This window comes from Streptomyces sp. URMC 127 (genome assembly GCF_051386535.1).
Lineage (GTDB): Bacteria > Actinomycetota > Actinomycetes > Streptomycetales > Streptomycetaceae > Streptomyces.
The window spans coordinates 1-13,253 of sequence record NZ_JBPQTW010000069.1; the positions used below are offsets into that span (position 1 = coordinate 1).

The window sequence follows — 13,253 nt, forward strand, 5'->3', positions numbered from 1 at the left end:
GCGCGGGCTCGACCCGCGCGGGCCCCGTCCGGAAGGATGGGAGCCCATGGGCGTCAGCGAGCGGGACCCGGGCCGTACCGACGACGGCCGGCTGCGCCGCGCACGGTTCGCCGTGGCCGCGGTGTTCGCCGTGCACGGCGCGGTCACCGGCAGCTTCGCCACCCGCATCCCCTGGATCCAGAGCCACCTGGACCTCGGGGCCGGGGCGCTGGGCCTCGCGCTCGTCCTCCCCGCCGCCGGCTCCTCGTGCGCCATGCCGCTCGCCGGCCGCATCAGCCACCGCCTCGGCTCCCGGGCCGCGCTGCGCCTCCTCATCGTGCTGTGGTGCGCCTCCGTGGCGCTGCCCGCCCTGTCGCCGGGGCTGCCCGCGCTCTGCGGGGCGCTCGCCGTCTACGGCGCGACGGCCGGCATGGCGGACGTCGCCATGAACGCGCTCGGCGTGGAGACCGAGGAGCGGCTGGGCCGCTCGATCATGTCGGGCCTGCACGGAATGTGGAGCGCGGGCACGCTCGCGGGCTCGGCCGCCGGCACGGCCGCCGCGCACGCGGACCTCGACGCCCGGATCCACCTGGGGTGTGCGGCCGCCGTCCTGGCCGTGCTGGGGGCGGCGGCCTGCCACTGGGCCCTCGACCTGCGCGCCGCCCGCGACGAGCACCCGCCGCCCCGGTTCGCGCTGCCCCCGCGCGCGGCGCTGGTCATCGGCGCCGTGGGCTTCTGCGCGGTCTTCGCCGAGGGCGCGAGCCTGGACTGGTCGGCGGTCTACCTCAAGGACGTCCTCGGCTCCGGTCCGGGCGTGGCCGCCGCCTGCACCACGGCCTTCACGTGCACGATGGCCCTCGCCCGGTTCGCGGGCGACCCGGCCGTGCGGCGCTTCGGGCCCGTGCGGACCGTGCGCGCGAGCGGGGTGCTGGCCGCGGCCGGCGGGCTGCTGGTGGTCACGGCGCGGGGAGTGCCGTCCGCCGTCGCCGGGTTCGCCCTCATCGGCGTGGGCGTCGCCGTCGTCGTCCCGCTGGCCTTCGCGGCGGCGGGGCGCAGCGGGCCGGCACCGAGCCAGGCCATCGCGGGCGTCGCGACGATCACCTACACGTCGGGGCTCGTGGCCCCGGCGGCCATCGGCCAGATCGCCGCGGCCAGTTCGCTCGTGACGTCGTTCGTCCTGGTCACGGTCCTGGCGGCGGGGCTGGTCGCGGGGGCGGGAGTGCTGCGGACGCCGAAAGGGGCTGCCGTTGCGGCGCGGTTGCGGGAGCCGTCGAAGACGGAGTGAGCCGGGAAGCGCCCGAGGGAGCCGGTCCGGTCGGCGGGGCCGGATCGCCCCGCCGCGACGGCGATGTGCCGCGACGGCGAGGGTCCGGCGGAATCCGTGGTCACCGGACCCGTACGCTGCCGCGATCCGCCGGGAGGGGAAACGCCGGACGGGCCGGGCGGCGGACCACAGGGGTCCGTCGCCACAGCCCGTTCCGTGGAGGTGCCGTGGTGGTGCGGTCAGAGGATGCCGCCGAGGATGCCCCAGCCGCCGCCCCAGCCCCAGCTGTCCCAGCCCCAGTCGTCGTCGCAGTCGCGGTGGTGGCCCCAGCCGCCGTGGTGGCCGTGGCCCCAGCCGCCGTGGTCGTGGTGGCCCCGGCCGTGGTGGTCGCGGCCGTGGTCGCAGTCACGGTCGCGGCCGTGGTCACGGCCGTGGTCGCGCCCGTTGTCGTGGTCGCGGCCGTGGTCACGGCCGTTGTCACGGTCGTGGTCGTCGTCCCACGCCTGGACCGCCGGCGTGGCGGGGGCGGCCTGCGCCACCCCTGCGGCCGGAACGATGGCGACTGCGGCGATGATGGCAGCGGCCGCTGCGCGGCCGGCGAGCTTACGCATATGTGTCTCCTGAGTTGCAGGAATCGGACAATGACACCGATACCGTGCGGGAGGCGGAGAACAGCATGGGAAACCGGTCATACAGTCCTACGGGCGACTGATTGCGCCGGTTGCAGCAAATCCGCGCGAGGCCCGCGGCGGGCCGGCGGGCTGCCGCCCCGGGGGGCGGTGGACCGGAGCACCGCCCGGCCCGGCTTAGCATGAACCGGATCACCCCCCACTCGACCTTTCGGGAGCATCCATGGGCCTCGGCGTGCGCTGGACCCTGCACGGTGACGGGCGCACCCCCGCCCCGGGCGCCGTCGTCCGGCCGGACGAACGGCTCTCGTGGCCGCGCACCGCCGGGCTCGGCGCCCAGCACGTGGTCGCGATGTTCGGCGCCTCGTTCGTCGCCCCGGTCCTCATGGGCCTGGACCCCAACCTCGCGATCATGATGTCGGGCGTCGCGACCGTCCTCTTCCTCCTCGCGACCCGCGGCCGGGTGCCCAGCTACCTGGGGTGCAGCCTCTCCTTCGTCGGCGTCGCCGCGATCATCCGGGCGCAGGGCGGCGGCAGCGCGGCCGTGACCGGCGCGATCTTCGTGGTCGGCGTGGCGCTCCTGCTGAGCGGCCTGGTCGTCAGGAAGTTCGGGGCGCGGATCATCCATGCTGCGATGCCGCCCGTCGTCACGGGCGCCGTGGTCATGCTGATCGGCTTCAACCTGGCGCCGGTCACGGCCCGCACGTACTGGCCGCAGGACCAGTGGACGGCGCTGCTGACGATGCTCTTCACCGGCCTCGCCGTGGTCTGCCTGCGCGGCTTCTGGTCGCGCGTCGCGATCTTCCTCGGGCTGGTGTTCGGCTACGCGATCTCCTGGCTCTTCGACCGTCTCTTCGGGAAGATCCACTCGGTCAACGGCGGCACCGAGGCCGTCGACCACTGGCGCCTCGACCTGTCCGGCGTCTCCAAGGCCGACTGGATCGGCCTGCCCTCGCTGCACGCGCCGAGCTTCGGCTGGTCCGCCGCGCTGGTGGCGCTGCCCGTCGTCATCGCGCTCGTCGCCGAGAACGCGGGCCACGTCAAGGCCGTCGGCGAGATGACCGGTGACCGGCTGGACGACAAGCTCGGCACGGCGATCTCCGCGGACGGCTTCGCGACCATGCTCTCCACCGCGGTCGGCGGCCCCGCCAACACCACGTACTCCGAGAACATCGGCGTCATGGCGGCCACCCGGGTCTACTCCACCGCCGCCTACTGGGCCGCGGCCGGCTTCGCCGTGCTCTTCGGCGTCTGCCCGAAGTTCGGCGCCGTCGTCGCCGCGATCCCCGGCGGCGTGCTCGGCGGCATCACCGTCATCCTCTACGGCATGATCGGCCTGCTCGGCGCGCAGATCTGGGTCCACAACAAGGTCGACCTGCGCAACCCGCTGCACCTGGTGCCCGTCGCCGCGGGCGTCATCATCGGCATCGGCGGCGTCAGCCTGAAGATCAGCAGCAACTTCGAGCTCAGCGGCATCGCCCTGGGCACGATCGTCGTCCTCTCCGGCTACCACGTCCTGCGCGCCCTGGCCCCGGCCCACCTCAAGACGCAGGAACCCCTCCTGGACGAGGGCACGAGCAGCTACGACGTCGCTGCCGCGGGGTCCGCTGCCGCGGGGGAGAAGGACGCGGGCTAAGGCGGTCCCGGCACCGCCGGACTGCGCCGTCGTGGTTCCTCGCCGTCGCGGCGGAAGAAGAGTGCCGGCCGCGACGGCGACAGCAGTGCCCAGGCCGCAACGGCCGTCAAAATCCCGCCGCCGCGGTGGCAAGCCCCCGCGGCGAGGGTCCGGCGGAATCGGAGGCGGCCGCAACCGTCACGTGGAGGACGGATCCTGCGGGTCGCGAGACCCGCCCCGCCGCGCTCCCCAGCCCGGCCCCGACAGCACCTCCCCGTACGCCTGCATCAGGTCCGGCAGCCGCAGCGTGGCCAGGTCGTCGCGCGTCGGCGTGCCGGGATAGCCCGAGAGCCGCAGGTCGCGGTACGCGCAGCTCTTCTCGTACAGGGTGCGCAGGAAGCGGCCGTTGCCCAGCTCGTCGATCCAGCCCTGCGCGACCACGTGCGCGCTGATGCTGCGCAGCTCCTCCAGGGCCTCCTCGTCCCACCTGTCGCCGTTCTCCGCCGCCAGCACCTCGCCGATGCTGGTGAGTTCGGCGGGCCGGTAGCTGGGGAAGTCGACGCGGGTGGTGAAGCGGGAGCCGAGGCCGGGGTTGGCGGCCAGCAGCCGGTCCATGCCCTCGGGGTAGCCGGCGAGGATCACCACCAGCCGGTCGCGGTTGTCCTCGGCGCGCTTGAGCAGCACCTGCAGCGCCTCGTCGCCGTAGGCGTCGCCCTTGCTGTAGCCCGAGTTGGAGAGGCTGTAGGCCTCGTCCACGAAGAGCACGCCGCCGAGCGCGGAGTCGATCAGCTCGTTGGCCTTGACCGCGGTCTGGCCCAGGAACTCGCCGACGAGGTCGGCCCGCTGGGCCTCCACCAGGTGGTCCCCGCCGAGCAGGCCCAGGGCGTAGAAGACCCGGCCGAGGATGCGGGCGACGGTGGTCTTGCCGGTGCCCGAGGGGCCGGAGAAGACGAAGTGCCGTTTGGGGGGCTGCACCGGCAGGCCCTGGACGGCCCGCAGCCGGGCCATGTGCAGCTGCGCGGACAGCGCCCGCACCTGCCGCTTGACCGGTTCGAGGCCGACCATCCGCTCCAGCTCGGCGAGGGCCTTGGCCAGGAGCACGGGGTCGGAGGGCCCGGCCGCGGCCTTCCCGCCGGACTGGGCGGGAACGCGCACCTTCCGCCGCACGTCGTCGGGCCCGGCGTCCGCCTGCGCGGTGCCGGCCGGGCCGGGGTCGGTGCCGGTGAGCACGTCGCGCCCGTCGAGGACGTCCGGGGCGTCGGCCGCCGCGTCGGCGGAGGCGGCGGGCGGGGGCGGTGCGGCCGGCTCCTCGGCGGGCCCGCCCAGCGGCACCGGCGCCAGGTCCAGCTCCTGCTCCAGGCCGTCCCCGTCGGCGATGGCGGTCAGCCGCGCCGAGGTGTCCATGAACGCCGGGTCCACGCGGTGCACGGCCCGGTAGAGGGGGAGCGCGGCGGCGCTGCGGCCGGTGCCCTCGTGGGCGCGCGCGAGCCAGTAGCGCAGCTCCTTGCGCTGGGGCTGCTCGCTGCGGCAGCGCATCAGCGCGGCGGCCAGCAGCGGCTCGGCCTGGCCGTACATCTCCAGCCGCACGCGGGCCATGCCGCCGAACAGGCCGGCCTCGATGCCGAGCAGCGGATCGTCCAGCAGCGGCTCGGTGTGCCGCAGCAGCTGCTCCCAGTCCTTGACGAGGTAGGCGCGGCAGGCGTGCAGGAAGCGGGCCTGGGGGTCGGTCTCGACGGGCGGGCAGCCGGCCAGCGCGCGGTCCAGCTCGGGCACGTGACGGCCGTCGAGCCAGTGCGAGGCGTGCGCGAGGAGCAGGTCGCGGCCGGTCTCCAGGACGGGCTGGACCCACCAGCCGAGCCAGTACCAGGAGTTGAGGGTGCGGCGGTGGCGCGTGCGCTGCTCGCCGAACCGGTCCCGGTGGCGGAACATGCGCAGCAGCGCGGTCGTGGTGTCGGCCCGCAGCGCGTGCAGGCCGAGCCACGCGTCGGCCATGCCGGGGTCCGCCCGGACCGCTGCCCGGAACTCCTCCTCGGCCTGTGCGTACGCGCCCATGGTGTAGGCGTCGACGGCGCGCAGCCAGGCGAGATCGGCCGGGGCGGGTGGGCCCTGCATGCCGAAATCCATCACGTCCCCCACAAACCGTGCCCCCGTAGCGTGCTGCCCGGCGAGTGCCGGGCGCGCCTTGCCGAACCGCTGTGCTGTGGACGGGAGTTGACCAGTGTGTGCCAGTGCACCCGCCGATAGGTGCACCGAGTCGCATCGTACCTGCGCCGTTGGTCCGGGCCGAAGGGTGCCGCATCGCCGTTCGGGGCCGAGGGCGGTGAAGAGGCAGCGGGAAACGACGAGAAACGACGCGAGAAGTGGTTTCGCGGGCGCGGCCGGCCAGTCCGTTGAATGGTCACACAGGGTGAGGGGGATGGTGGAGCAAAGCGCCCATAAGGAGGATTCCGGAGGGGTACGAAGCCCCCGATCACGGGGGAACAACCGGGGGCTTCGCGTCCGCGGACGGCCCGTACGGGCCGCACAATGAGAACGTAAGTCCTGTACGCCCCGTCGGTCAAGCGGAGTTGGCGTAAGTGCCGGGGATCGGGCGGGGATCCCGCCCGGACCGCCCGGAGTCGCTCACGGAGCGTGACTATCGGGGGCGTCCGGGAGCGGTGCGCGCCGTCCCGCCCGGTCCCGGCAGCACCTCGTATCCCCCGTCCCGCTGAAGAATCAGCAGTTCTGCGTACGGGCGCGTCGGATCGGCGGCGAAGTGCTCGCGCTCCGCCCGCATCCAGCCGTCCCAGAAATCGGAGAGCTCCGCGCCGTCACGGAGTTGACCCCTTTCCCAGGAGTGCTCATGAGGCAACTCCATCCACAGCAGGCACGCGAGGTCGGGCCGCAGCGCGCGGCGCCCCGCCCCGACCCCCTCCACGAGCACGACCGGCTCCGGCCCGATCTCCCGCTCGCCGGCGAAGCGCCGCGCCACCCAGTCGTACGCCCGGAAGCGCGCCGTCTCCCCGCGGGCCAGGGGAGCGAGCACCTGCTCGCGCAGCCGGTCCGTCCACGCGAACAGCTCCTCGTGCGTCGCGAGGTCGTCCAGGTGCAGGACGGGCGCCCCGCCGAGCGCCGCCGCGAGCCGTCCGCTGAACGTGCTCTTCCCGGATCCGGCGTGCCCGTCCACGGCCACCAGCCGTACGGAGCCGAGCGACGGAGGGAGCGTCAGCAGCCAGGGGGCGAGGCCTTCGAAGGAGGCGGGGCCGTGGCGGCCGGGGGGGCCGTGCGGGACGGAAGGGGGATGAGCGCACACCGTTCCACCCTATGGCGGGACCCGTGAGGGAGCCGTGTTGACGCCCCGGCCCGGGCGGGCGGCCCGCGGCCCTCCTCCAACGGCCCCTTCCCGCGCACCGGCGGCATCGGGACCGGCCGCACGGGGAATCACTGGCACGCACCGGCGCGCGGCGGATCCCCGCGCGCCCCATCCGCAGACGACTGGGGGACCAGCGCCATGTCCAGCAGACCCACGCCCCGCCGCACCGTGCTCGCCGCCGCCCTGGGCGCCGCGGCCGCCACGTCCTTCGCGGCCGCCTCTTCCCGCTCCCTCGCCCTCGCCTCCTCCGGTGCCCCGGGCCCCTCGGGCCCGTCCCGCCGCCCGGACGGAGCGCCCGTCGACTACCACGCCTGGACCTCCCGCGGCGACTGGCAGCGGGGCACCGCCGGCGGCACCCGCGCCGGCGGCGGGCACCGCACGGGCCTGGTCATCGACCGCCCCGCCGGCACCCTGGAGCACACCGACCCGCACACCGGCACCAAGGCCGTCTGGGAGTACGCCACCTGGACCTCGCCGCCGCACACCCCGCCCGCCCCCGCGAGCGAGGTCATCGCGTCCTGGAACGCCCACGCGCCCGCCGGCACCTGGCTCCAGACCGAGGTGCGCGGCACGTACACGGACGGCACCCGCACGCCCTGGTACGTCATGGGCCGCTGGACGGCCGGGGACGCGCCCGGCGACATCCGCCGCACCTCCGTCGACGGCCAGGGCGACGGCCGCAGCAGCGTCAGCACCGACACCCTCGCCGTCGACAAGCCCGCCACCGGGCTGCGCATCGCCACGTACGAGGCGCGCCTGACGCTCTTCCGCCGGCCGGGCACCCGCCTCACGCCCACCGTGTGGCGGCTGGGCGTGATGGGCTCCGACATCCCCGACCGCTTCACCGTGCCCGCCTCCGTGCCGGGGCCGGGCGCCGGGCACGAACTGCCCGTCCCGCGCTACTCGCAGGAGATCCACAAGGGCCAGTACCCGGAGTACGACAACGGCGGCGAGGCGTGGTGCAGCCCGACCTCCTCGCAGATGGTCCTGGAGTACTGGGGCCGCAGGCCCACGGCCGCGGACCTCGCCTGGGTGAACCCCGCCTACGCCGATCCGCAGGTCTGTCACGCCGCCCGCTTCACCTACGACCACCAGTACAAGGGATGCGGCAACTGGCCCTTCAACGCGGCCTACGCGGCGACGTACCGGGACATGCAGGCGGTCGTCACGCGGCTGCACTCGCTCGGCGACGCCGAGAAGCTCATCCGCGCCGGGATCCCCGTCATCACCTCCCAGTCCTTCCTCGCCGCCGAGCTCGACGGGGCCGGCTACGGCACCGCCGGGCACCTGATGTGCGTCGTCGGCTTCACCGCGGACGGCGACGTGGTCGCCAACGACCCGGCCAGCCCCTCGAACGCGGCGGTCCGGCGGGTCTACAAGCGCCGGCAGTTCGAGAACATCTGGCTGCGGACCAAGCGCCGCAACGCCCAGGGCGAGGTCAGGAGCGGTTCGGGCGGCGTCTGTTACCTCTACTTCCCCGCCGCGCCGGAGGAGCGGCAGCGCCGGGTGCTGCGGGAGCTGGGGATCCGCTGACGCGCGGAGGGCGCACCTCCGTACGATCGGCGCCGACAGACGTGTGCGTCGTACGCCCGTACGGAAGGAACCATGACTGTGCATCAGACCACTGCAGCCGCCGTCGTACCGGAGGTCCGCCGGGCCCGGCCGGAGGAGCGGGACGCGATCAGCCTGCTGATCGGCGAGGCCTTCATGGAGGACCCCGTCAGCTGCTGGGTCTTCCCGGACGAGGAGCACCGGCGCGCCGTCCACCCCCGCTTCTTCGGGGTGTTCCTGGACGCGGCGCTGCGGGCCGGGTGGGTCGACGTGACGGACGACCTCTCGGCGGCGGCGCTGTGGATACCGGTACGGGCGGAGGAGCCGGGCGAGGGCGGTGGCGGCGGCGAGGGCGACGACGAGATCGGCCGGCAGCTGGCGCTGGCCGCCCCCGGCAACGACCGCGCGCGCATCGTCGGCGAGCTGACGGAGGCGGCGCACCCCGGCGACCGCTCGCACTACTACCTGCCGACCATCGTCGCCGCGCCCGGGCGGCGCAGCGAGGGCAGAGGCAGGGCGCTCCTCGCGCCCGTCCTCGACCGGTGCGACCGCGAGGGCGTGCCGGCCTACCTGGAGGCGAGCAACGCCCGGAGCAAGGCGCTCTACGAGCGCCTCGGCTTCGTCTTCACCGGTACGCCCATAGACCTGCCGGACGGGCCGCGGATGTGGCCCATGTGGCGCGAGCCGCGCGGCTGACGCCCCCTCCCGGGCCGGCGCCCGTCCCGGGGGCCTTCCGCCCCCGGGCCGCACCGATGCGGGGCCGCCTGCATCAGCGCATATTTCCCCTCATGGTCATTTATTGGCATGATCGGCACCGTGCGGACGAGGGCGGGTGCCGGCTGCATGCGGATCACCGATTTCCGTTTGACGCTTCCATTCGAACGAATGATCAGTAGCCTCTGCTCACATGTCCCCGAGACGAGCTGGAGCAACGAACTGATGGAGCGCCCCACCTGGGTCCCCCCGGGCATCGACCCCTCCGTGCCGAGCGTGTCCCGGATCTACGACTACTACCTGGGCGGCTCGCACAACTTCGAGGTCGACCGGGAAGCCGCCCGGCGGGCCATGGAGGCCTATCCCGGGCTGCCGAAGATCATGCAGGCCAACCGGGCCTTCATGCGGCGGGCCGTGCGCCACGCCGTCCGCGAGGGCGTCACCCAGTTCCTCGACATCGGCTCCGGCATCCCGACCTTCGGCAACGTCCACGAGATCGCGCAGGCCGCGGACCCGGACGCGCACGTCGTCTACGTCGACCACGACCCCGTGGCCGTCGCCCACGGCCGGGCCGTGCTGCAGGGCGACCCGCGCACCGCCGTCCTGCCCGCGGACCTCCGCAAGCCCCATGACATCCTGACCAGTGACGAGGTCGGCAGGCTCCTCGACCTGGACCGGCCGGTCGCCCTGCTGCTCGTGGCCGTCCTGCACTTCGTGGAGGACCAGGACGACCCCTGGGCGGCGGTGGCCGAGCTGCGCGACGCGCTCGCGCCGGGGAGCCTGCTCGTCCTCACGCACGCGACGACCGACACGGGTCCGATCAGGCCCGAGGAGGGGCAGGGAGTGGAGGGCGTCTACCGCAACGTGGGCTCGCCGCTGCTCATGCGCTCGTACCGGGACGTGGCGCGGTTCTTCGACGGCTTCGAGCTGGCCGAGCCGGGGCTCGTGGCCATGCCGGACTGGCGGCCGGACCCGGCGGACGCGCCCGCCGCGGCGGCCGAGGACCCGGCCATGTACGTGGGCTTCGCGGGCGTGGGGCGCAAACCATGACCTCGACACCGCCCGGCGGCGAGCCGAGCGGATCCGGAGACGGAACGACAAGTTCGATTACCGGCGGTTCCGCCGGGGCAGAAGTCACAGGGCCTCACCGGGGGAGTGAGGCCGAGACCGAAGACACAAGCGGAACCCGAAGCGGAATCACAAGCGGGACCAGGAACGGAAGCGGAAGCGGAAGCGGAACCGAGGTCGGGGTGGGGATCGGGAGTTCGGACGTGGTTCCGGGCACGAGGCGGCGGCCGGGGGCACGCAACGTCCACGCACAGATGGTGCGGGATGCGGAAGCGCCACCGGGTGACGCCTCGCCGGGCGCGGCCGCATCCGGCGGTGCCGGCGGCGCCGAGCCCGCCGCCGTCCTCCCCCCGCCGGGAGGCGACGCCGCCCTGCGCCGCTTCGCCGCCGTCTGGAGCCGGGCCGTCTACCCGGCGACGGCGACCTCCATGACCCGCGCCGAGTTCGAGGACCACCTCGTCCCGCTCGCCGGCCGGCTCCGCGCCGCGCTGCGCTCCGAGCCCTTCGACCCCGCCCCCGCCGCCGAGGCCGGCGCCGCGATCGTCCGCGCGCACTGCACCGAACCCGACGCCCTCCCCCCGCTCCTCGGCGCGATCGACTCCTACCTCCTGACGTACTGCCCGCCCGGCCGGCACCTGACGGACGAAGAGGCCCGGCGCCGCTGCGCCCGCCTGCAGCACCACCTCGCCGCCGGCTTCGCCCGCGCCCTGCGCGAGCGGACCCTCGCCGAGCAGGAGGCCCTCTCCCGGGCGGCCCTCGCCGCGCAGGCCGAGACCGAGCGCGCCCTGCACACCAGCGAGGAGCGCTTCCGCGCCGTGTTCGAGGGCGCGGCCATAGGCGTCGGCATCGCGGACGTGGAGGGCCGCATCATGGACGTCAACGAGGCCCTCAGCCGGATGTTCGGCACCCGCCCCGCCGACGTCACCGGCCGGAACGTGGGCGAGATGGTCCACCCCGACGACTCGCCCGACGTGTGGGGCCTCTACAGCGAGCTCGTACGCGGCGAGCGCGACTACTACCGCGTCGAGAAGGCCTACTACCGCGGCGACGGCAGCGTCCTGTGGACCGACCTGTCCGTCGCCCTGCTGCGCGACGCCCACGGCCGCCCCCAGTACCAGCTGGCCCTCATGGAGGACATCACCGAGCGCCGCCTGCTGCACGAGCAGCTGCGCTACGAGGCCACGCACGACGCCCTCACCGGCCTGCCCAACCGCACCATGTTCTTCGAGCGCCTCGACCGCGCCCTCGCCCCCGGCGGCGACCGCTTCGGCGTCTGCTACCTCGACCTCGACGGCTTCAAGGCCGTCAACGACAGCCTCGGCCACGCCGTGGGCGACCGGCTGCTCGTCGCCGTCGCCGAGCGGCTGCGCACCTGCACCGGCGCCCCCGCGGAGCTCGTCGCCCGGCTCGGCGGCGACGAGTTCGTGGCCCTGCTCACCGGGCCCACCGCACAGAGCGACGCCACCGCCCTCGCCCGCCGCATGCTCGCCGCGCTCGCCGAGCCCGTCCGCCTCGACGGCCGGGACCTGTCCGTACGGGCCAGCATCGGCATCGTGGACGGCGCGGCCGGCGAGTGCGGCCCCGCGGAGGTGCTGCGCAGCGCCGACATCACCATGTACCGCGCCAAGGCCGCGGGCGGGAACCGCTACGAGCTGGCCGACGCCGACTCCGACGCCCGCGTCATCGCCCGGCACAGCCTGACCAACTGCCTGCCGGCGGCGCTCGACAACGGCGAGTTCTTCATCGAGTACCAGCCGCTCGTGCGGCTCACCGACGGCACGGTGCGCGGCGCCGAGGCGCTCGTGCGCTGGCTGCACCCCGTGCACGGCGTGCTGGGCCCGGACCAGTTCATCCCCCTCGCCGAGAGCACCGGCCTCATCGTGCCCCTCGGCCGCTGGGTGCTGCAGGAGGCCGCGCGGCAGGCCCGCGCCTGGCGGGCCGAGGGCACGGGCGAGGGGCCCCTGCGCGTCAACGTCAACCTCTCGCCGTCGCAGCTGCGTCACCCCGCGCTCGTCGCCGACACCGTCGCCGTCCTCGACAGCTCCGGCCTCGACCCGTCGGCCCTGTGCCTGGAGGTCACCGAGAACGCCCTCATCGGCGCCGACGAGGAGGAGCTGCGGCCGCTGCGCCAGCTCGCCGACCTGGGCGTGGACATCGCCCTGGACGACTTCGGCACCGGCTACTCCAACCTCTCCTACCTGCGCCGGCTGCCCGTCAGCACGCTCAAGCTGGACCGCTCCTTCACCCGCGGCATGCAGTGCGCGCCCGCGGACCCGGTCGACGTGAAGATCGTCGAAGGGATCGTCTCGCTCGCCCACACCCTCGACCTGTCGGTGACGGTCGAAGGGGTGGAGACGGGCACGCAGGCGGAGCACCTGCGGGTGCTCGGCTGCGACACCGCGCAGGGCTGGTACTACGCGCGGCCGGGCCCGCCGGAGCGGCTGCACACGCTGTCGCTGGTGGACGCGGCGTCCTGACGGAGCGGGCCGCGGCCGCCGCCGCGCCCGCCGGTGCCCTCGCCGAGGCTGCGCGCCTCGTCGTCCGTCAGCAGCCGTGACCGCAGCAGGAAGCGCAGGCCCTCCGGCGCCTCCAGCGAGAAGCCGCTGCCGCGGCCGGGCACCACGTCCACGGTCAGGTGCGTGTGGCGCCAGCGCTCGAACTGCTCCGCGGACATCCAGAAGCCGACCGGCTCCGCGACGCCCGCAACCGGCAGCTCCGCCAGGAGCACGTCCGAGGCGCCCGTCCGGAACTCGCCCTCGGGATAGCACATCGGCGAGCTGCCGTCGCAGCAGCCGCCGGACTGATGGAACATCAGGGGGCCGTGGCGCTCGCGGAGGAGGCGCAGGAGGCGCGCGGCGCCGGGGGTGAGGGCGACGCGTGAGACGCGGGTCTGCTGCGGGCTCACGGTGGATCTCCTTTCCCGTAACGGCACGGACTGCGACTGCCCAGCCTGCCGCCGGACGGCGGGCGCCCGCCAGAGGCGAACACGGGGAAACGGGGGATCTCCAGCATGACCGGACCCACCCACCGGCCCGCTCGCGCCCCACCGCGACGGCGTTGCCGACGTCCACGGCGAGGGAT

General features: G+C 74.5%; 10 protein-coding genes. 6 read left to right on the plus strand and 4 right to left on the minus strand.

The annotated features are described in order from the left end of the window. Positions 1 to 46: 46 nt before the first annotated feature. Positions 47 to 1,264 carry an MFS transporter gene (locus tag ACSNOH_RS16650; RefSeq protein ID WP_436722146.1) on the plus strand — a complete coding sequence of 406 codons (1,218 nt, stop codon included), beginning with the start codon at positions 47 to 49 and terminating at the stop codon, positions 1,262 to 1,264. A 218-nt stretch (positions 1,265 to 1,482) separates the two neighbouring features. On the opposite strand, the gene ACSNOH_RS16655 is transcribed toward ACSNOH_RS16650, so the two are convergent. Further along, positions 1,483 to 1,854, minus strand: a complete 372-nt coding sequence (locus tag ACSNOH_RS16655) for a hypothetical protein (RefSeq protein ID WP_436722123.1) — start codon at positions 1,852 to 1,854, stop codon at positions 1,483 to 1,485. 241 nt (positions 1,855 to 2,095) lie between these two features. On the opposite strand from ACSNOH_RS16655, the gene ACSNOH_RS16660 reads away from it, so the two are divergent. Further along, a complete protein-coding gene (locus tag ACSNOH_RS16660; protein ID WP_436722124.1) occupies positions 2,096 to 3,508 on the plus strand; it encodes a uracil-xanthine permease family protein in 1,413 nt (470 codons plus the stop codon). Positions 3,509 to 3,685: 177 nt separating this feature from the next. On the opposite strand, the gene ACSNOH_RS16665 is transcribed toward ACSNOH_RS16660, so the two are convergent. Continuing rightward, a complete protein-coding gene (locus tag ACSNOH_RS16665; protein WP_436722125.1) occupies positions 3,686 to 5,611 on the minus strand; it encodes an AAA family ATPase in 1,926 nt (641 codons plus the stop codon). Positions 5,612 to 6,122: 511 nt separating this feature from the next. Then, complete coding sequence (locus tag ACSNOH_RS16670) at positions 6,123 to 6,698, minus strand: uridine kinase family protein (protein WP_436722147.1); 576 nt, start codon at positions 6,696 to 6,698, stop codon at positions 6,123 to 6,125. A 279-nt stretch (positions 6,699 to 6,977) separates the two neighbouring features. Here ACSNOH_RS16670 and ACSNOH_RS16675 point away from each other — a divergent pair, with 279 nt between their 5' ends. The 4 genes from ACSNOH_RS16675 (at position 6,978) to ACSNOH_RS16690 (ending at position 12,649) form a co-directional block, all read left to right on the plus strand. Further along, positions 6,978 to 8,372 carry a peptidase C39 family protein gene (locus ACSNOH_RS16675; RefSeq protein ID WP_436722126.1) on the plus strand — a complete coding sequence of 465 codons (1,395 nt, stop codon included), beginning with the start codon at positions 6,978 to 6,980 and terminating at the stop codon, positions 8,370 to 8,372. Between the two features lie 72 nt (positions 8,373 to 8,444). Further along, positions 8,445 to 9,086, plus strand: a complete 642-nt coding sequence (locus ACSNOH_RS16680; protein WP_436722127.1) for a GNAT family N-acetyltransferase — start codon at positions 8,445 to 8,447, stop codon at positions 9,084 to 9,086. A gap of 243 nt (positions 9,087 to 9,329) precedes the next feature. Continuing rightward, positions 9,330 to 10,154 (plus strand): SAM-dependent methyltransferase, encoded by an 825-nt coding sequence (locus ACSNOH_RS16685; protein WP_436722148.1) that lies wholly within the window; start codon positions 9,330 to 9,332, stop codon positions 10,152 to 10,154. 272 nt (positions 10,155 to 10,426) lie between these two features. After that, positions 10,427 to 12,649 carry a putative bifunctional diguanylate cyclase/phosphodiesterase gene (locus ACSNOH_RS16690; protein ID WP_436722149.1) on the plus strand — a complete coding sequence of 741 codons (2,223 nt, stop codon included), beginning with the start codon at positions 10,427 to 10,429 and terminating at the stop codon, positions 12,647 to 12,649. On the opposite strand, the gene ACSNOH_RS16695 is transcribed toward ACSNOH_RS16690, so the two are convergent. Next, complete coding sequence (locus ACSNOH_RS16695) at positions 12,586 to 13,077, minus strand: DUF779 domain-containing protein (RefSeq protein WP_436722128.1); 492 nt, start codon at positions 13,075 to 13,077, stop codon at positions 12,586 to 12,588. The two genes, ACSNOH_RS16690 and ACSNOH_RS16695, sit on opposite strands and share 64 nt — an antisense overlap. Positions 13,078 to 13,253 lie beyond the last annotated feature (176 nt).

Excerpts from the sequence above, each read along its gene's own strand:
- ACSNOH_RS16650 (WP_436722146.1), top strand. The coding sequence starts at position 47 with ATGGGCGTCAGCGAGCGGGACCCGGGCCGTACCGACGACGGCCGGCTG.
- ACSNOH_RS16655 (WP_436722123.1), bottom strand. The coding sequence starts at position 1,854 with ATGCGTAAGCTCGCCGGCCGCGCAGCGGCCGCTGCCATCATCGCCGCA.
- ACSNOH_RS16660 (WP_436722124.1), top strand. The coding sequence starts at position 2,096 with ATGGGCCTCGGCGTGCGCTGGACCCTGCACGGTGACGGGCGCACCCCC.
- ACSNOH_RS16665 (WP_436722125.1), bottom strand. The coding sequence starts at position 5,611 with ATGGATTTCGGCATGCAGGGCCCACCCGCCCCGGCCGATCTCGCCTGG.
- ACSNOH_RS16675 (WP_436722126.1), top strand. The coding sequence starts at position 6,978 with ATGTCCAGCAGACCCACGCCCCGCCGCACCGTGCTCGCCGCCGCCCTG.
- ACSNOH_RS16680 (WP_436722127.1), top strand. The coding sequence starts at position 8,445 with ATGACTGTGCATCAGACCACTGCAGCCGCCGTCGTACCGGAGGTCCGC.
- ACSNOH_RS16685 (WP_436722148.1), top strand. The coding sequence starts at position 9,330 with ATGGAGCGCCCCACCTGGGTCCCCCCGGGCATCGACCCCTCCGTGCCG.
- ACSNOH_RS16690 (WP_436722149.1), top strand. The coding sequence starts at position 10,427 with ATGGTGCGGGATGCGGAAGCGCCACCGGGTGACGCCTCGCCGGGCGCG.